20 protein-coding genes are annotated in these 18,358 nt (G+C 66.9%); 2 read left to right on the forward strand and 18 right to left on the reverse strand.

Going from position 1 to position 18,358, the window contains the following annotated elements; genetic code table 11:
• Positions 1-93: 93 nt before the first annotated feature.
• From EJ903_RS13680 to ffh, 14 genes are all read right to left on the reverse strand, one after another.
• Positions 94-1,077, reverse strand: a complete 984-nt coding sequence (locus EJ903_RS13680; RefSeq protein ID WP_126616234.1) for a CorA family divalent cation transporter — start codon at positions 1,075-1,077, stop codon at positions 94-96.
• A gap of 49 nt (positions 1,078-1,126) precedes the next feature.
• Entirely contained in the window at positions 1,127-1,492 is a 366-nt protein-coding gene (locus EJ903_RS27345; RefSeq protein WP_210211441.1) for a hypothetical protein, read from the reverse strand.
• 47 nt (positions 1,493-1,539) lie between these two features.
• Positions 1,540-2,439 carry an acetylglutamate kinase gene (gene argB, locus EJ903_RS13690; protein ID WP_126616237.1) on the reverse strand — a complete coding sequence of 300 codons (900 nt, stop codon included), beginning with the start codon at positions 2,437-2,439 and terminating at the stop codon, positions 1,540-1,542.
• A gap of 62 nt (positions 2,440-2,501) precedes the next feature.
• Positions 2,502-3,773 (reverse strand): cation:proton antiporter domain-containing protein, encoded by a 1,272-nt coding sequence (locus tag EJ903_RS13695; RefSeq protein ID WP_246015546.1) that lies wholly within the window; start codon positions 3,771-3,773, stop codon positions 2,502-2,504.
• Positions 3,774-3,786: 13 nt separating this feature from the next.
• On the reverse strand, positions 3,787-4,449 hold the full coding sequence (yihA, locus tag EJ903_RS13700; protein ID WP_126616239.1) for a ribosome biogenesis GTP-binding protein YihA/YsxC: 663 nt from the start codon (positions 4,447-4,449) through the stop codon (positions 3,787-3,789).
• A gap of 187 nt (positions 4,450-4,636) precedes the next feature.
• Positions 4,637-6,388, reverse strand: a complete 1,752-nt coding sequence (gene yidC / locus EJ903_RS13705; RefSeq protein ID WP_126616242.1) for a membrane protein insertase YidC — start codon at positions 6,386-6,388, stop codon at positions 4,637-4,639.
• A 56-nt stretch (positions 6,389-6,444) separates the two neighbouring features.
• On the reverse strand, positions 6,445-6,756 hold the full coding sequence (gene yidD / locus EJ903_RS13710) for a membrane protein insertion efficiency factor YidD (protein ID WP_126616245.1): 312 nt from the start codon (positions 6,754-6,756) through the stop codon (positions 6,445-6,447).
• Complete coding sequence (rnpA, locus tag EJ903_RS13715) at positions 6,753-7,283, reverse strand: ribonuclease P protein component (RefSeq protein WP_126616247.1); 531 nt, start codon at positions 7,281-7,283, stop codon at positions 6,753-6,755. Before rnpA ends, yidD begins: the two co-directional genes overlap by 4 nt.
• A gap of 7 nt (positions 7,284-7,290) precedes the next feature.
• Positions 7,291-7,425, reverse strand: a complete 135-nt coding sequence (gene rpmH / locus EJ903_RS13720) for a 50S ribosomal protein L34 (protein WP_012973146.1) — start codon at positions 7,423-7,425, stop codon at positions 7,291-7,293.
• Positions 7,426-7,522: 97 nt separating this feature from the next.
• Positions 7,523-7,927: a 50S ribosomal protein L19 gene (gene rplS / locus EJ903_RS13725; RefSeq protein ID WP_126616250.1), complete on the reverse strand. Its 405-nt coding sequence runs from the start codon at positions 7,925-7,927 to the stop codon at positions 7,523-7,525.
• A 40-nt stretch (positions 7,928-7,967) separates the two neighbouring features.
• Entirely contained in the window at positions 7,968-8,783 is an 816-nt protein-coding gene (gene trmD, locus EJ903_RS13730) for a tRNA (guanosine(37)-N1)-methyltransferase TrmD (RefSeq protein WP_126616253.1), read from the reverse strand.
• Positions 8,780-9,358 carry a ribosome maturation factor RimM gene (rimM, locus tag EJ903_RS13735; protein ID WP_126616256.1) on the reverse strand — a complete coding sequence of 193 codons (579 nt, stop codon included), beginning with the start codon at positions 9,356-9,358 and terminating at the stop codon, positions 8,780-8,782. Before rimM ends, trmD begins: the two co-directional genes overlap by 4 nt.
• Before the next feature lie 24 nt (positions 9,359-9,382).
• On the reverse strand, positions 9,383-9,736 hold the full coding sequence (gene rpsP / locus EJ903_RS13740; RefSeq protein WP_126616259.1) for a 30S ribosomal protein S16: 354 nt from the start codon (positions 9,734-9,736) through the stop codon (positions 9,383-9,385).
• Between the two features lie 69 nt (positions 9,737-9,805).
• Positions 9,806-11,173, reverse strand: coding sequence for a signal recognition particle protein (ffh, locus tag EJ903_RS13745; protein WP_126616262.1), 1,368 nt, complete (start codon positions 11,171-11,173; stop codon positions 9,806-9,808).
• A 298-nt stretch (positions 11,174-11,471) separates the two neighbouring features.
• On the opposite strand from ffh, the gene EJ903_RS13750 reads away from it, so the two are divergent.
• Entirely contained in the window at positions 11,472-12,824 is a 1,353-nt protein-coding gene (locus EJ903_RS13750; protein ID WP_126616265.1) for a pentapeptide repeat-containing protein, read from the forward strand.
• A 25-nt stretch (positions 12,825-12,849) separates the two neighbouring features.
• Here the strand turns inward: EJ903_RS13750 and EJ903_RS13755 are convergent, their stop codons facing one another.
• The 4 genes from EJ903_RS13755 to EJ903_RS13770 all read right to left on the reverse strand — a co-directional run bounded on the left by EJ903_RS13755 (position 12,850) and on the right by EJ903_RS13770 (position 17,299).
• Positions 12,850-13,509, reverse strand: a complete 660-nt coding sequence (locus EJ903_RS13755; RefSeq protein WP_246015549.1) for a J domain-containing protein — start codon at positions 13,507-13,509, stop codon at positions 12,850-12,852.
• A gap of 87 nt (positions 13,510-13,596) precedes the next feature.
• A complete protein-coding gene (locus tag EJ903_RS13760; protein ID WP_126616268.1) occupies positions 13,597-14,259 on the reverse strand; it encodes a hypothetical protein in 663 nt (220 codons plus the stop codon).
• Between the two features lie 2 nt (positions 14,260-14,261).
• Positions 14,262-15,563, reverse strand: coding sequence for a DUF2336 domain-containing protein (locus tag EJ903_RS13765; protein ID WP_246015551.1), 1,302 nt, complete (start codon positions 15,561-15,563; stop codon positions 14,262-14,264).
• Complete coding sequence (locus EJ903_RS13770; protein ID WP_126616271.1) at positions 15,560-17,299, reverse strand: sensor domain-containing diguanylate cyclase; 1,740 nt, start codon at positions 17,297-17,299, stop codon at positions 15,560-15,562. Before EJ903_RS13770 ends, EJ903_RS13765 begins: the two co-directional genes overlap by 4 nt.
• Before the next feature lie 205 nt (positions 17,300-17,504).
• Between EJ903_RS13770 and EJ903_RS13775 the strand changes: the two genes are divergently transcribed.
• Positions 17,505-18,236, forward strand: coding sequence for a pyrimidine 5'-nucleotidase (locus EJ903_RS13775; RefSeq protein WP_126616273.1), 732 nt, complete (start codon positions 17,505-17,507; stop codon positions 18,234-18,236).
• The last annotated feature ends 122 nt before the right edge of the window (positions 18,237-18,358 follow it).

The raw sequence follows: 18,358 nt of genomic DNA on the forward strand, positions 1-18,358 counted from the left end.
TGGCGGCACACGCGCAGACTGTCAAAGGAAAGCCGCACGGACGATCAAAATAGCAAACGATCGCGACTCACACCCAAGCCGCCCGTCCACTGTTCACATCCAGCGGCGCAGCCGCACAAAGATCATCGGCAACAGCGCCGACAACACCATCAGCAGCAGGGCCGACGGGTAGCCGAACGCCTCGTCCGATCCCGGCATGCTGGTGAAATTCATGCCGCAGACGCTGGCCACCAAGGTCGGCGGGAACAGCAGAACGGTGAGGATCGAGACGATCTTGACGATCTCGTTCTGCTCCACATTGATCTGACCCAACGTGCTGTCCAACAGCAGCGCCACCTTGGACGACAGGAACACCCGGTATTCGTCCAGGCCGCGCGCGTCCTGCAACGCGGTGCGCGCCCAGCGGCGGGTCGGCTTGCGGGCGTTCCAGCCCTCGTTGCTGGACAGGAACTCCAACATGCGGATCAGGCTGGCGAGGCTGATGTGCGCCCGGCCGACCAGATGGCCGGTGTGGCCGATGCGCTTCAGCGCGGCCTGATCGTCCATCGCCTCCATCCGCCGGGTCGGCGATTCCCCCCGGAAGGCGCGGCGGTTCAACTCGTCCAGCGCCACCCCGGCCCGGCGCAGCACGGCGGCGGTGCGGTCGATCAGCCCATCGACCAACGCCCCCATCACCAACTCGCCGCTGCCCAGCGCGGCCGGGCTGTGGCTGATTTTGCGGCGGAAGGCCAGGAACGCGCGGGGGTCGATGTCGTGGATCGTCACCAACCGCTTGCCCGCCAGCAGGAAACTGACCGCCGTCAGGCGCGGTTCGTCGGTGTCGGCCCAGACCAGCGCCATCACGGTCAGGGACAACACGCCGTTGACGATGCGCAGGCGGCTCGATTCCTCGATCTCCGCCATCTGTTCGCGCGTGGGCAGGGGCAGGCCGATCATGGCCTCCACCCGCGCCAACTCGGCCGGGGTGGGGTTGAGCAGGTCGAGCCACACCGCCGAATCGGGCAGCGGCCCGGCGGCGGTGTCGGCCGCCTTGTCCCAGGTCAGGAGGCCGCCATCGTTGACGAAAACGTGCAGCACGGGCGGTGCTCCTTGGCGTGGACGGATTGCGCGCGGGGAACAGGCCCGCTCACGTCATCCGCCCGCCCCGCCGGGGCTTGATGAACGATACGATGGAGGACATGGCGGAGGACTTGCCATCCGCCTTGTCGGCTGCGGCCTTGCCCCCTCCCGGCTTGCCCTCGGACGGGGCGGAGGGCGGCGGGTCGAGGTCCAGCCCCGCCCCTTCCGCCTTCAGCGCCTGCGCCAGCTTCCGCCGAAACGCCCCGCCGTCGTTGCGGGCGTCCAGGAAATGGCCGACCGCCTGTTGAGCGTTGTCCCGGTCATAGGGAACCTTGCCGAAGACCGCCAGCTTGGCGCGCTCCACCAGCTTCGGATCCATCTTCTCGCGGATGTCCCGAATCTGCTGGAGCAGCTTTTCACGCGGGTCGGTCATCGGTGGGCCTCGGCGGTGATGCGGGTCTCCTGCGCAATATAGCGCGATCAGCCGCGCCCGATCAGGGTCCCGACACCGCCCTCGGTGAAGATCTCCAGCAACAGGGCGTGCGGCACGCGCCCGTCGAGGATCACCGCCGCCTCGACGCCCTTTTCGACGGCGTCGATGCAGGTTTCGATCTTCGGGATCATGCCGCCCTGGGCCGTGCCGTCGGCGATCGCCTCGCGCGCGGACTCCAGGGTCATGTTGTCGATCAGGGTCTTGTTCTTGTCGAGCACCCCGGCGACGTCGGTCAGCAGGAAGAAGCGCGCGGCCTTCAACTCCGCCGCCACCGCACCCGCCGCCGTGTCGGCGTTGATGTTGTAGGTGTCGCCCTTGTCGTCGAAGCCGACCGGCGCGATCACCGGGATGATGTCCGACTTGGCGAGCGCGTTCAGGATCTCCGGGTTGACCTTGTGCGGTTCCCCGACGAAGCCCAGATCCAGCACCTTTTCAATGTGGCTGTCGGGGTCGCGCTGCACGCGCTCCAACCGGCGGGCGGTGATGAGGTTGCTGTCCTTGCCCGACAGGCCGACGGCGCGGCCGCCCGCGCTGTTGATGGCGGCGACGATCTGCTTGTTGATCGACCCGGCCAGCACCATTTCGACCACCTCGACCGTCGCCTTGTCGGTGACGCGCAGGCCGTCGATGAAGCTCGACTGGATCTTCAGGCGGTCCAGCATCTGCCCGATCTGCGGGCCGCCGCCATGGACGACCACCGGGTTGATGCCAACCTGCTTCAACAGCACGATGTCGCGGGCGAACAGTTCGGCCAGCGCGGCGTCACCCATGGCGTGCCCGCCATACTTGATGACAAAGGTGCTTCCGGCGTAGCGGCGCATGTAGGGGAGCGCCTCGGACAGGGTGCGGGCCTTGGTCAGCCACTCGTCACGGGTCGGATTCGACACGGCAGGTTCCCTTTGTCGGGATGGACAGTGGGGCTTCTTTAACGGAAAGCCCACGCCGTTGCCTAGGGGGCAATTTTTTGGTCACAAAAGCGGGGTGTCGGCCAGCGTTCCACCAGCCGGGTCATCGGTTGGGTCAGCGCCGTCACCGCCACCGCCATCAGCACCATCGCCGAGAAACAGGCGGTCGACAGCACCCCGGCGTCGAGCAGGATTGTCAGAACAATGACCTCCATCAAGCCCTTGCACGGCATCAGCGCGCCCAGCCGCAGGGCGTCGCGCCAGCCCTCCCCGCTCATCCGCGCCGGCAGCGCCGTGCCCGCCAGCTTGCCCACCAGCGTGACGGCGCAGGCAAGCGCGAACACCGCCCACTGCGCCGGGTCGCCCAGATCCAGCGTCACCTTCAACCCGGTCAACGTGAAGAAGAAGGGCAGCAGGATCAGGGTGGCAAAATGCTCCAACCGGGCCAGGATCGCCGCCGCCAGCCGACGCGGCATGGCGGTACCGGCGACGAACGCCCCAAGGATATAATGCAGCCCGATCGCTTCGGTGATGGCGGCGGATGCCAGCAGCGCCGCGCAGGTGACAACGACCGCCATGTCGCCGATCTCGCCACCGGGGGCCACCCGGTCCATCAGCCGGGCCAGAACCGGGCGGGCCACCAGTTCGGTGACGCCGACATAGGCAAAGCCCAAGGCGGCCACCACCGCCACCGCCGCGCCCGATCCCCCCGCCGCCCAGGCCAGCACCCCGGTCATCAGCAGCCACAGCAGCGCGTCGTTCACCGCCGCGCAGCCCAACGCCAAACGGCCGATCCGGTCGTTCAGCAGTCCCATTTCCCGCAGGATCGCGCCCAGAACCGGCAGCGCCGTCACCCCGATGCACACGCCGAATCCGGCGGCGAACAGGCCCGGCGTGGCGCGCGGCCCGGTCATGCCGGGAAAGGCCCCGGCCAGCCACCAGCCGACCGCCCCACCCAACAGGGTCGGCACGACCATGCTGGACAAGGCCACCCCGGCAAAGGCGCGGCCCCGCCCGCGAAACTCCGCCGGGTCGAGGTGCAGGCCGGTCAGAAAGGCGAAGAACAGCACGGCCAGCAGCGCCAGACCGGACAGCGGGGCCAGAGCCGCCGGGGCGAACAGGGCCGACCACAGGCCGGGGGCGAACTGCCCCAGCACCGACGGCCCCAGCGCGATCCCGGCCAGAATTTGGATGACCACCATCGGCGCGATGCGCCGCGCCCCGGCCAACCGCCAGACCAGAAACGGCCCGGCGATCAGCAACAGCGCCTGGATCAGAAACAGCAGCGTCGGCGTCAGGGACAGCGACGGGAACACCGGCGGCACCCGATCACGCGGCGGCGAGCTTGGCGAGGCTGGCGCGCAGTTCGGCGATGCCGATGTTCTCCTCCGAACTGGTCGCGTGGATGTCCGGGAAGGCCGCCGGGTGCTTCTTCAACGCCTCTTCCGTGGCGCGGCGCAGGCCATCAATGCCCGAGGGCTTGATCTTGTCGATCTTGGTCAGCACGACGACGTAGGGCACGGCGGTGCGGTCGAGCATGTCCATGATCTCATGGTCGTTCGGCTTCAGGCCGTGGCGCGAATCGACCAGCACCAACGCGCGCTGCAAGGTGACGCGGCCGCGCAGGAAACGGCGGACCATGTCGTTCCACGCCTCGACCTTTTCCTTGGATTCCTTGGCGTAACCGTAACCGGGCATGTCCACCAGCTTCAGCCGGTTGCCCAGATTGAAGAAATTGAGCTGCTGCGTGCGGCCCGGCGTGTTGGAGGTACGGGCCAGCGTCTTGCGCCCGGTCAGCGCGTTGACCAGGCTGGATTTGCCGACGTTGGACCGCCCGGCAAAGGCGACCTCCGGCAGATCGGCTTCCGGCAATTGGTTCAGGGCGTCCGCGCCCCACACGAAATCGCATTCCTTGGCGAACAGCAGCCGCCCCGCTTCCAGCTCGGCTTCGTCAAAACCGGAAATGATGCTGTGTTTGGTCGGGATGGTCATGGCGGTTGCCTTGTGCAAAGCCCCGCCAGCGGGGGGCGGGACGCCCACGCGGACGGCGTGGGATGGGTGAAGGGTTGTGGGTGGTGCGGCGCGGGAGAGGAGTGCCGCAAAACCCGGTGTCCCCTCCCCCGGCCCGAACGGGCCACCCTCCCCCGCAAGGTGCGGGAGAGGGGTGCGCGGATCAGGGTCAGACCTTGACGCCCATGCGGCGCATGATCATCCACTGCTGGGCCACCGACAGCAGGTTGTTCCAGGCCCAGTAGATCACCAGACCGGCCGGGAAGCTGGCCAGCATGAAGGTGAAGACGATGGGGAGGAACTGGAACACCTTCTGCTGCACCGGGTCCGGCGGGGCCGGGTTCATCTTCTGTTGCAGCCACATCGTCACGCCCATGATGATCGGCCACAGGCCGAGATGCAGCATGGCGGGCGGATCCCACGGGATCAGGCCGAACAGGTTGAACAAGGTCGTCGGATCGGGCGAGGACAGATCGTGGATCCAGCCGAAGAACGGCGCGTGCCGCATTTCGATGGTGACGAACAGCACCTTGTAGAGCGCGAAGAAGACCGGAATCTGGATGAGGATCGGCAAGCAGCCCGACACCGGGGAGACCTTCTCGCGCTTGTACAGCGCCATCAGCTCCTGATTCATCCGGGCCTGATCGTCGCCGAACTTCTCGCGCAGCTCCTGCATCTTCGGCTGAAGCCCCTTCATCTTGCTCATCGCCTGATAGGACTTGTTGGCAAGCGGGAAGAAGACGGCCTTGACGCAGATGGTCAGCATCAGGATGGCGATGCCGAAATTGCCGATGACGTGGGCGAAGAAATCCAACGCGTAGAAGAAGGGCTTGGTCAGGAAATAGAACCAGCCGAAATCAATCGCGAGATCGAAGTTGGTGATGCCCAGCTTGTCGGCGTAGGCGTCCAGCAGCTTGACCTGCTTGGCCCCGGCGAACAGACGCCCGGTCTGCTCCACCGTCGCCCCCGGAGCCACCTCGACCACCGCGCCCAGCGTGTCGGTCTGGTAGCGGTCGGTGACGCCGACGGTGCTGTGCAGGTAACGGGCGGTCACTTTTTCCTTTTGGTCGGGAACCAGCGAGACCAACCAATATTTGTCGGTGATGCCGATCCAGCCGCCGGTCGTGGAGACCTCCTCCTTGCCCTTCTTGCGCAGGTCCTCGTAGCTCTTTTCCGACAGCTTGCCGTCGAACACGCCGAGCGGGCCTTCGTGCAGAATGTAATAGCCGGAGGTCTGCGGGGTGCCGCTGCGCGACACCAGGCTGTAGGGCATCAGGCGGACCGGGGTGGTCCCGGTGTTGGTCACGGTCTGCGTGACCGTGAACATGAAATCATTGTCCACCGCGACCTTGCGGGTGAAGACCAGCCCCTGGCCGTTGTTCCAGGTCAGCGTCAGCGGCTGGGCCGGGGTCAGAATGGTGGCCGACGCGGTCCACACCGTCTTGTCGGTGGGAATGGCGACGGCGCGATCCTCCGGCACCCAGCCGAATTCAGCGTAATAGGCCTGCGCGGTCCCGGCCGGGGCCAGCAGCACGATTTCCGCGCTCTTGGGATCGGGCGTTTCGTGATAGGTCGCCAGCGTCAGGTCGTCGATGCGACCGCCGGTCAGGTTGACCGAACCGTGGAGCGACGGCGTGTCGATCTTCACGCGGCCACCGGCGGCAACCTGTTCGGCCACCAGCGTGGCGCGGTCCTTGACCGCCGCGTCGGTTGCGGCACCGGGGATCTGTCCGGGCAGCGCCGGGCTGCCGGGGATGGCCCCCGGAACCGGCTTCGGCACGGACAGTTCCGCCTGCGCGGCCTGCTGGGCGGCGAGCTGCTTCTGCTGCTCCATCCGGGGCTTCTCGTAAAAATATTGGAAGCCGAGCAGGATGGCGATCGACAGGGCAATCGCGAGGATGAGGTTGCGTTGGTCGTTCATGGCGTCCCGGTTGCCGTGAGGCCTTTTGAAGAAGGGCGGCGTGTGCGCGGCCTTGATTACGGGTTTTCGCGGTGCGCGGCAACAGCCGCCTGTGTGGCATCGGCGTGTCCGCCGCCATCACACCCCCGATCCACCGGGCGGGAGGCCGTTCCCGGCACCGGGTCATAGCCCGACCCGCCCCAGGGATGGCAGCGCCCCAGACGGCGCAGGGTCAGCCAGGATCCACGGATGGCCCCGTGGCGTTCCAGCGCTTCGATGGCGTAATGGGAGCAGGTCGGTTGAAACCGGCAATGCCAGCCGACGAAGGGCGACAGCGTCCAGCGGTAGAGATAGACCAGGGCGCGCAGCCCATGGGCCAGCGGACTCATGCCAGCGGACTCAACGACGCTGGGTCCGCCCCCTCCGACCGGCCCGACTCGGGTGGGGTTGGCTGCGGTTGGGCGGGTTCGGTCGTTGCGGGTTCACCCGGGCGGAGCTTGGGCGCGCCCGGCGTGACCAGCGTGGCCTTGGCGGGAAGCGGCCCCACCAACAGGCCAAGGCGCTTCAGCCCGGCGAGCAGATCGCCAAGCAGATCGGCCCACGGCCGTTCCGCCGTGGTTGCGCGCGCCACCAGGACAAAATCATGCCCGGGGACCGCGTAAACGGGAAGGATCTGTCGGGCCGCCTCGCGCAACCGGCGGCGGGCGCGGTTGCGCACAACCGCGTTGCCCACCTTGCGGCTTGCCGTCAGCCCAACGCGAACAAGCGGCTCGCCGGGGGCGGGCCGCTGTCGTTCGTCGTGCTGACGCACCTGGAGAATCAGGCCGGGCGCCACATGCTTGCGCCGTGTCCCAGCCACGGCCAGAAACTCCGGCCGGCGCATCAGGCGCCCGACCGCGCGGTCCGGCGCCGTCATCGCGACCTTAGGCGCTCAGGACCTTGCGGCCACGCGCGCGGCGGCGGGCGATGACCTTGCGGCCACCGACGGTCGCCATACGAGCGCGGAAGCCGTGACGGCGCTTGCGCACGATTTTGCTGGGTTGGAACGTGCGCTTCATGGCGCATACTCCCTAATAAAGAATGGTGCTTGGACGATCCGGCGTCCGTGGGGTCACGAACGCCGGGGTGATGAACCTGCGACGACAGCCGTCCGCCTTACTCGGCGGCGGCGGCCTTGCTGGCGCGCGGGGTGATGCCGTGGCCGGTCGTGCGCTCGGAGATGCGAGCGGCCTTACCACGCAGGTCGCGCAGATAGTACAGCTTGGCGCGACGGACGTCGCCCTTGCGGACCAGCTCCAGCGAGTCGATGCGCGGGGAATAGAGCGGGAACACACGCTCCACGCCTTCGCCGTAGCTGATCTTGCGCACGGTGAAGGACGAGTTCACACCAGCGTTCTTGCGGGCGATAACAACGCCTTCATAGGCCTGGACGCGTTCGCGCGTGCCTTCGACGACCTTCACGTTCACGCGGACGGTGTCGCCCGGCGAGAAAGCGGGAATGGTCTTGCCGCCGAGGGCCTTTTCGATCTGTTCCTGCTCGATCTGCTGCAACAGGTTCATTGCACTATCCTTTTCAATCGGTGCGCCTCGCGGCGGACCGTCACTCCGGTTTCGGATCGCGCCGGCGAACCTGCCGTCGACCCTTGTTCGTAACACTCGCGTCCCGTGCCCGCCGCTCCGCCTCGTAGAGCGACCACAGGTCCGGTCTCCGGGCCTCTGTGATCCTCTCCGCCTCGGCGACGCGCCAGGCCTGTACCTTTCCGTGGTGGCCGGACATCAAGACATCCGGCACCGCGCGCTCCACACCCTGCCCATCGGTCCAGACCGCCGGGCGGGTGTAGTGGGGATACTCCAGCAATCCCCGCTCGAAACTCTCTTCCCCCGCCGTGTCCGCGTTGCCCATGACACCAGGGAGCAAGCGCACCACGGCATCAATCAGGCTCAGCGCGGCGAGTTCACCGCCGGACAGCACGAAATCCCCGAGACTGACCTCTTCAAGGCCATGCGCGTCGAGAACCCGCTGGTCCACCCCTTCGTACCGACCGCAGAGCAACGTCACCACCGGGGCGGCGACCAACTCCTTGACCAGTTCCTGGTTCAGCACCCGCCCGCGTGGCGACAGGTAAATCGCCCGACCGCGTCCCGGTGCGCCCACAGGTCCAGCCGTTGCGGTCAAGGCCGCGTCGAGGACGTCGGGCCGCATGACCATACCGGCCCCTCCGCCGAATGGGGCATCATCGACGGAGCGGTGTTTATCGCGCGCGAACGAGCGAATGTCCACTGATTCCAGCGCCCAGACTCCATTTTCCAACGCTTTCCCGGCCAAACTGTGACCAAGTGGCCCCGGAAACATCTCCGGGAACAGCGTCAGAACCTTGGCGGTCCAGACCAGGGGGCCTTGCGCGCCGTGATTCACGGCCGCTGCTCCCCCTCACCATCCTCAGCGTCCTCGTCCCCATCTTCCGGCCCATCGCCGTCGCCCTCGCGGGCTTCGATGACGGTGGGAAGATCAACAACGATTCGCCCGCCCCGGACATCCACCACCGGCACGCACGCCTTGGAGAAGGGCAACATCTCCAAGGCCCCCGAACCGATTCGAATCTCCAGGACGTCGCCGCCCCCGAAATCGTAGATCGCCTTCACCATGCCGTAGAGGCTGCCGTCGGCCCGTTCCGCCCGCAAACCGATCAGGTCCGCGTGATAGAACGAATCGTCGTCCTCCGTCTCCGGCAAGGCGGCACGATCCACGTGGAGGCGCACACCGGCCAGCGCCTGGGCCTGTTCGCGGTTGGTGATGCCCTCGACCTTGGCCAGGAACAGATCCTTGACCTTGCCCTGAAGCGTCACCTTGAACAGACGGGCACCGGTTTCATCCGCCAACGGGCCATAGGCGGCCACATCGGCGGGGTCCTGGGTGAAGCTGCGGAGCTTCACCAGCCCCCGAACGCCATGCGATCCCGCGAACTGGCCGACGCAAATCATGCTGGTCATCGTTGGATCGCCCGGCGCTCAGTCTCACGCCTCGGCGGCGGCGCGGGCGGCGGCCTCGGCCTTCAGACGCTCTTGCGCCTTGGCCTTCGGAGCCGACTTCTTCGGGGTCTCGCGCTGGGCGGGCTTCTCGATCAGGCCGGCGTTGGCCAGGAACAGGGCCACGCGGTCGGTGGGCTGACCACCAACCGACAGCCAATGCTTGGCGCGCTCGACGTCCAGAACGATGCGCTGGTCGCTTTCGCGCGGCAGCATCGGGTTGTAGGTGCCGATCTTCTCGATGAAGCGGCCATCGCGCGGGCTGCGGGCGTCGGCAACGACGATCGCGTAGAACGGACGCTTCTTCGCACCACCACGGGCCAGACGAATCTTGAGCGACATGAGACGAAACTCTTTCCTGTTAGAACGTTGACAGTCTTGCGCCAGTGGCGCGGGTCCTCTTCGCGGGGGTCAGAACGGCCCCCGGAAATTCTTTGGCAGAATGCTTTGCAGCCCGTGGCGCATCAGCCCCTTCTTGCCCATCTTCTGCACCTGCTTCATCATCCCGCGCATGCCCTCAAACTGCTTCAGCAGCTTGTTGACCTCCTGCACCGAGGTGCCGGAGCCGGTGGCGATGCGCTTGCGGCGCGACGCCTTGATGATGTCGGGGTTCTTGCGTTCCGCCTTGGTCATCGACGAGATGATCGCTTCCTGACGCTTGATCAGGCTGTCGTCGATGTTGGCGTCCTTCATCTGTTCTTTGATCTTGCCGATGCCGGGCAGCATCCCCATCAGGCCGGACATCCCGCCCATCTTGCGGAGCTGCTTGAGCTGCATCGCCATGTCGTCCAGGTCAAAGCCCTGGCCCTTTTCCATCTTGCGGGCGAGCTTTTCCGCTTCGTCCTTGTCGATGGTTTCCACCGCCTTCTCGACCAGCGACACCACGTCGCCCATGCCGAGGATGCGACCGGCGACGCGGTCGGGGTGGAAGGGTTCCAGCGCGTCGATCTTTTCGCCCACGCCCAGCAGCTTGATCGGCTTGCCGGTGATCTGGCGCATCGACAGGGCGGCACCGCCGCGCGCGTCGCCATCGACGCGGGTCAGCATGATGCCGGTGATGCCGACCTTGTCGTTGAAGTTGGTGGCGACGGTGACGGCGTCCTGGCCGGTCATCGCGTCGGCGACCAGCAGGGTTTCCACCGGGCTGGTCGCGTCGCGAACCGCCGCGACCTCCGCCATCAGCTCCTCGTCGATCGACAGGCGACCGGCGGTGTCGAGCATGACGACGTCGTAACCCTCCAGACGCCCGGTTTCCATCGCCCGCTTGGCGATGGTGACGGGGTCCTGGCCCGGAACGATCGGCAGGGTGGCGACGCCAACCTGTTCGCCCAACACCTTCAACTGTTCCTGCGCGGCCGGACGGCGGACGTCCAGCGAGGCCATCAGGACCTTCTTGCGGTCCTTCGTCTTCAGCCGCAGGGCGATCTTGGCGGTGCTGGTGGTCTTGCCCGACCCCTGCAACCCGACCATCAGAATGGGAACCGGCGGGGCGGCGTTGAGGTTGATGTCAACCCCCTGCCCCAGCATCTCCACAAGGTTGTCGTGGACGATCTTGATGACCTGCTGGCCCGGCGACACGGAGCGCAGCACCTCGACACCGACGGCGCGCTCCTTCACCTGGGTGACGAACTGCTTGACCACCGGCAGCGCGACGTCAGCCTCCAGCAACGCCACGCGAACCTCGCGCAGCGCCATGGAGACGTCTTCTTCGGTCAGCGCGCCACGGCGGCGCAGCTTGTCGAAGATGTCGCCCAGACGGCCGGTCAAACCTTCAAACATCAGTCGGTCGATCCCACAACAACGGTTCCGTTTCCGCACAAGCGCAAAAGCGCCAGTGCGCGACATTCGCGGACTGGCGGAGATACCCGGCATAGGGCCAGGGACCCGGTCTATCGGCTTGGCGGAAGACAGGTTGGCGGACCATAGAGAAGCGGCGCGCCCGAGTCAACACCGACAAAATCAGCCTTGAAACATCCGGGTTGTCAGCGGAATGTTGTGTGACACCTTTACGATTCTTAACTGTTTTTTGGCGTCTTGCATCCATTCTGGACCGCCAGATGAAAGAGGGTTTCCGGCGATGTCGTCCGCCCAGGGCTTCGGGTCCAACACGCCGCGCACCAAGCTGACGCAAAGTCAGTTGAACGCGATTCTGCTGCGCCACCTGGCTTTCCGCAAAAGCCAGCCCGGAGGTGTGCGGGCGAATCTGAAGATGCGCGACCTGTCCCACCTCGACCTGTCGGGCATTGATCTGTCGGACGCCGACCTGTCGGGGGCCAAGCTGTTCAGCGCCCGCTTGACCGGGGCCAACCTGTCGAACGCCAACCTGTACGCCGCCGATCTGCGTTTGGCCAATCTGGAGCGCGCCGATTTGCGTCGGGCCGATCTGCGCGGGGCCTGTTTGCGCGGGGCGGTGCTGACCGAAGCGTCGATGGTCGAGGTTGATCTGCGCGACGGCACGCTGCTGCATTATGATTCCAGCGGCGAGATGACGGCGCACCAGTACGAGAACGCCGTCCTCACGTCCGAAATGACAGCGGCGACCATTCGAGGGGCCGACCTGTCGCGGGCCAAGATCGCCAACGCCTTCGTCATGCAGACCGACCTGACCGACGCCGTGCTGCGCGGCACCAAATTCATGCGCGCCAACCTGACCGGATCGAACCTGACCGGCTGCGATCTGACCGACGCCGATCTGACCGAGGCGAACCTGACCGGGGCCACCCTGTCGGGCGCGGTGATGACCGGCTGTGCCATCAACCGCACCAACTTCAGCGGGGCCACGCTGATCGGCGCGATTCTGGACGCCGCGCAGCTGCGCGCGCCCAACCTGCAGGCGGCGGTTCTGGCCAAGCCCCTGGAGAATCCCGACGACGATCTGCGCGACCTGCTGGTGGCGCACGCCGCCTGGATCGAAAGCGGCGGCAAGGAGGGAACCCGCGCCGATCTGTCCACCCTGGATCTGTCGGGCCGCAAATTGGACGGGGTCAATCTGTCCGCCGCCATTCTCAATTGCATCACCTTGCGCGGGGCATCTCTGGCCGGAGTGTCCATGGCCATCGCCGATCTGTCGCTGGCCGATCTGCGCAAGGCCGATTTCACCAACGCCGACCTGCGCGGGGTGAATCTGGAACGCGCCACCCTGACCGGCACCAACCTGACCGGGGCGCAACTCGGTCCCGTCCACATCCAAACGATGAGCGGCCATGTCTGGCGCGCCAACCTGCAACGCGCCCGGCTGGGCATGGCCCTGCTGCGCAACGCCGACCTGCGCAAAGCGAATCTCTCCGGGGCCAATCTCGCGGGCGCGGATTTGCGCGGGGCCAACCTGAGCGAGGCCGACCTCAGCGGAGCCGACCTGACCGGTGCTGCGCTCGACGGGGCGACGCTGGACAACGCCAACACCGCCGAGGCGATCGGCCTGCCGACCTGACCCAGAACCGCGCCACGCTCCGGGTTCAGGAGACCCGGCGGGAGACCCACGCGCCCGACGGGTAGACGGTGCGGACGTGCTGGATCAGGATGTTGCGGGCGTCGAGCAACTGCCCCATCCGCTCGCGGCAGGCGACGACGCCGGTGTCGGGGTGATAGACCGGGGCCAACTCACGAAAACGCCGCCGGACCAGATCCTCGTCGAAACACCATTCGCTGACGAAACCGAACATCAGGGCGGCGTCGCGCACCTCGGTGATGCGGCCATCCAGCGGTTGGAAGGACAGGCGTTGCAGCGCGTGCGCCAACGCCTTGTTGCGGTAGCCCAGCGTTTCCACCGCCGCCTCCAGCCGCCCGACATCCCCGGCGGGCATGACCCGGAATCCCGGATCGGCCAGCGCCACAGCGGCGGCCAAAGCCCGACGGACCGCCGCGTCGCTGCCGGTGACAGAGGCGCACAGCGTCAGAACGGCAGCCCCGTCGGCGTCGTGATCCCCCGGATCCTCGGCCCCGTCCGGCAACAGCAGAGTCGCCGCCCGCGCCAGCGCCCCCGCATCGGTCCCCCGCGCGGCGGCCAGCGCCACCACCGCGTCGCGCAAACGCACGCCACAGGGCACGCGCCGCAGCGGCGGTGAATCGGTGGCAAGATGGGGCATGGGGGGCGAATCGCCAATGGGCGCGGTCATGGTGGGCACCAACAATCCTCAGCGCCCGCGAATCCTAGCGCAAAGGCCGGATTCCCCGCAACGGCTCTGTGGGATTGACCACGCGCCTCAGCGCTTCATCAACGCGGCGGACCCTGGTGGCAGCTTGTCCAGCAGATCGGTGATGTAGGCGGTTTCGGATTTGCCGGACATGGCGGCAAAGCCCTTCAGCATTTGGCTGCCAAAGGAGAAGACATTGGCCAGATCGATCCGCCACGCCCCGCCTTCGCGGACGAAATCGGCGGGAACCAACGCCGGGCGGTTGTCCACCATCAGCAGACCTGAAGCGTGATCGCCCTTGACCCGCACCGGCCCCAGCGCGCTGCGGGCGATGATGTTGGGGCCAAGCCAACCCTGCTTCAGCGCGTGATCGGCAATGTCGCCCACCGACATGCGGCGCAACTCCGCCGGTCCCAGATAACGGCGCAGCCCCATGGCGGCGAAGCGTTCGGCGGGTTCCAGCCGATCCAGTGCCGAATCCCCTGGCGCTCGTGCGGCGTTGCGCACCGACTCCAGCGCCTTGACCGAGGCACGCGACAGCAAAGGCACAGCATCGCGCCCCCGCTGGGCAGACAAAGCCGCCTTGGCAGTGTCAAAGGCGGCGGCGACCTCGCGCTCCTCCGCTGTCGCCCGTGGCGGCGTGTTGGCCCACACAGCCGGGGGCAACGACAGGGCAAAAACACCGAACGTCAACGCACGGAACACAGCGCGGCGAGCAACGGAACGCGTCATGGTCACGCCTTGGCCTCGACTCCGAAGAACTCCAACTGCCAGCGCATTTCATCGTCGCTCATCGGGTAATGCGTCCCGTCGCGCGCGTTCAGCGCCGTCTTGGGTGGAATCTGCGCCAAGCGCAACTGGGCCTGCCGGGCAAAGCGCATGGTCAACCCGGCCCGCCAGCACAGGGCCGTGACAGCGCGCGGGGCATGGGTGCCGATGATGCGATCCACGATGGCCACCGGGATCTGCGACAGTTCCGACAGGCCAGCCAGAACAAACGCCCGGTCGCCTTCGACCATCGACCCTTCCAGGACGGATTCGGTCAGCTTGCCTTCCTTGAACAGCCGTGCCGCCCGGTCGGACGGGCGTTCCGTCGGCTTGTCCGATCCCGCAGCAGGGCCGCCGACCGGATCGCCGCCGAAATCGACCGGACCACCGCCCGACGCCGCCTTGCCAACGCGCTGGCGCACCGCCTCGGCCAACTCGCGCGCCGCCGCCGGGTCCAGGTCTTCGCGGTTCTGCAGCACCTTCAGCAAACCATCGGCCACGAAGCTGGCCAGACGCGCCACCGCGCGCGCGGGCAGGCGCGGACGACGCACCAACGGGGCGTGCCACGGTTCATGCTGGGGCGCGCGGTCCAGAATGCGGTCCAGCGTGTCTTCCCGCACCTGGGCCGAGGCGTTGCCGAGCAGGGCCGTGACCGCCGCCTCGTCGTCGGACCGGGCGATGGCGTCGGCGACCGCCGCCGACACGTTGCGGCGGCTGGCGATGGCCGACATCGCGCCCGACACCGGCCCTTTCATGATGATGTCGGCCAGATCCTCGTCGGTCAGGATCGGGGAATTCAGCAGCACCGGGCTGCACACCGACAGTTCGACGTCGCGGGCCAGCGTGTTGATGACGCCATGGGGGGCGTTGGGCAGATCCTTCAGCGCTTCGGCCAGAATGCCGCGCACCTCGGTCGCCTGATCGCGCGCCAGGGTTTCCAGACACTCGACCGTCAGCTTTTCGATCTGCGCGGCCTGGTTGGCCGACAGCTCCGGCATCAGGCGCGCGATCTTCTGGGCCACCGCGCTGCGCACCATGACCTCGCGGTCCTTGGCGAGCATCAGGTCGGCCTGGCGCGGCGTTCCGGCGTTGGTGGCGATGGCGCGCCGCACCTCCGCCGCCGCGTCGGCGGCCAGGAAATACAACAGCTCCGGCCGTGTCTTGGGATGCTCAGCCACCTTGCGGCGCACCGCCGGGTCGGCGCTGCGCACCATCTGTTTGGCGGCCTCGTAATCGGCGGGATCGAGCTGTTCGGGTCGCAAGGTCACGGCGACGCCTCCGCGACGGTGGTGGAGGAAGACGGTTCATAGGCCGGGGCCAAGGCGTAATGGCCCTTGCCGCTTTTCTTGGCCGCGTACATGGCAACGTCGGCGCGGTCGGTCAACTCCCGCACCGTTTCGCCCCGGCCCGGAACATGAACGGCGATGCCGATGGACAGGCCCAGCGGCTTTTCCGGGCTGGCCGACAAGTGGGCAAGACCAACCATGCCGGACAGCAGGCGTTCGGCCACCCGCTTGGCCTGCGCCTCATCGGCACGGCCCAGCCACAACACAAACTCGTCACCACCCAAACGCCCCGGCACATCGCCAGGCCGCACACCGGTGGACAGCAGGGTCCCGATGGCCTTCAGCACCGCGTCGCCCTGCTGGTGGCCGTGCAGGTCGTTGACCGCCTTGAAATTGTCGAGATCGACGTAGAGCAAGGCCGACGCTCCGCTGTCGGGACGGGCGAGGCTCTCCTCCAGCCGCTCGAAGAAGGTGCGGCGGTTGAACAGGCCGGTCAGCCCATCGCGCTCCGACAGACGGCGCAGCCGCTCCTGATAGGCCAGATGGGCGTGCGCGATGCCGATGTGGTCGGCCACACCGGACAACAGATGCAGGTCTTCCTCGTCCCACGGCTCGGCGTTGTCACCACGCCACAGCAAAACCGCCCCGTTCAGCGCCTGCCGGTGCTCGGTGCGCTCGCCGATGATCAGCAGATCGCCCAACCGCTCCACCACGACCCCATCGCTGGCGGCGATGCGATCCAGCAAGGGGCGCAACGCGTCTTCGCCGCCGCCCTGACCATCCACATCCACCTGCGCCAGATCAGCCCCGAATTCCGCCACCAACGTCAGGCCGCTGCCAGACCCGGCCCCCTCCGCCGGGGTTTCGGTCGCCCGATAGATGCGGCAACCGTCAGCGGTCAAGGCCCGCGCCGTTTCCGCCGAGGCCACCGACAACGCTTCGAACGCGTCCAACCGATCGCGCAGGGTGTGGACGATGTGGGCAAGCAACCGTTCACGGTTACGCACCCGCGCCAACTCCGCCGAGCGCAAGACCTGATCGGTGACGTCACGGCACACCCCGCGCGCGCCCAACCATTCCCCTTGCGAACCGAACAGCGGCAGCGCCGAGGCCACGACACAGGCCGGAGTCCCGTCCGCGCTCTTCAGCCACAATTCGCTTTGATCGACCGGACGGCGGCTGTCGAAGGGCAACGGCAGGTCGCCCCATTCGTCAAGCGCCAGACTGCGCGGATCGCGCCCGATCAGACTGTCGGCGTCGTACCCCAGGGCACCCCGGTTTGTGACGAAGACAAAGCTGCCGTCCGGCCCGGTTTCCCAGGCGAAGTCGGACGACACCTCCACCAGATCCTTGTAGCGCCGCCGCGATTCGGTCAGCGTGTGGCGCAGTTGACGTTCGAGCGTGTCATCGCGTCCCAGCAGAAGGAATCCGCCATCGGTCTGGGGCACCCCAGCCCATTCGACGATCATGATCCCCCGCGCCGATTCGACCGGGACCGACCGCAATCCCGGCGCAACGCTGGCCCCAGTCAACCAACCGATCAGCGCGGGCAACCAACGCGGGTCGGCGTCCAGCAGGTCTTCAGCCTCGGCGTTCGCGTCGGCCACCGCCATGTCCGCACCCAGCCGCAGAGCCGGGCCGGGATAGGTGGCGATCAGCGCGGCAACGCCGACGGGGTCTTGAGCGGAGGGGGACGCGGTGGCCAAGGGAAGATCCACGGTGGTCTCTGTTGTGGAGAAGGATCTGGGTGGGAGCAGGTCTCGCTGTGAGAAAAACCGATAGAGGATAAAACGTAAAAGTGCGAGCGGTCGTAGCGTCGGCCATGCTACCGCCTTGCTGGTTAATCTTCAATCAACCATCGCATCCGGGGAAAACGCAGGAAACCGCCTTGCCGCCGGGCGGGACAGGCTCCATTGTTGCGCCATGACCGCATCTCCCAGCCTTGTCGGCCTGCGTGACACCGGGGTTTGGATCTTCGACCTCGACAACACGCTTTACCCCGCCTCCTGCAACCTGTTCGCCCAGGTGGATCGCCGCATCGGCGAGTACATCGCCCGCCATTTCGACATCCCGTTCGAACAGGCACGGCTTCAGCAAAAGCGGTTCTTCCGCGAGTATGGGACCACCCTGAACGGGTTGATGGCTGAACACCGGGTCGATCCCATCGATTACATGGACTATGTCCACGACATCGACGTCAGCTCCGTGCAGCCCTCCGCCCTGCTGATCGCCGCGTTGGACCGGCTGCCGGGGCGCAAGGTCATCTACACCAACGGCTCCACCCGCCACGCGGAGAATGTGGCCGGGCGGCTGGGTGTGCTGGACCGGTTCGAGGCAATCTACGACATCGTCACCGCCGATTACCGGCCAAAGCCCGATCCGCGCCCCTACGCCGACCTGATCGCCCGCCACGGCATCGACCCGGCGCGGGCCTGCATGGTCGAGGACATCGCCCGCAACCTGGCCCCCGCCCACGCGCTGGGCATGACCACGGTGTGGCTGCGCGGGGAGAAGGATTACGAACGCGCCGGGGTCGAGGACGGCCAGCACATCGACCATCAGGTCGATGACCTGCCGCGCTGGCTGGCCACGGTCGCCGGGCTGGAGGTCGCCGGGCTGGAGTCTGGGGCAGACGGCCCGGCAACCCCGCTCTGACCCTGCGTCATGGCGCGGTCGCGCAGGAACGCGCCCACGGGAATCGCATTTGGAAAAGATGAGTAGCAGCGTTCGTTGAAATGGATTCTGTATGTCGGCCCTTATGGCGGGAGCTGGGTCGA

The organism is Azospirillum griseum (genome assembly GCF_003966125.1).
Classification (GTDB): Bacteria; Pseudomonadota; Alphaproteobacteria; order Azospirillales; family Azospirillaceae; genus Azospirillum; species Azospirillum griseum.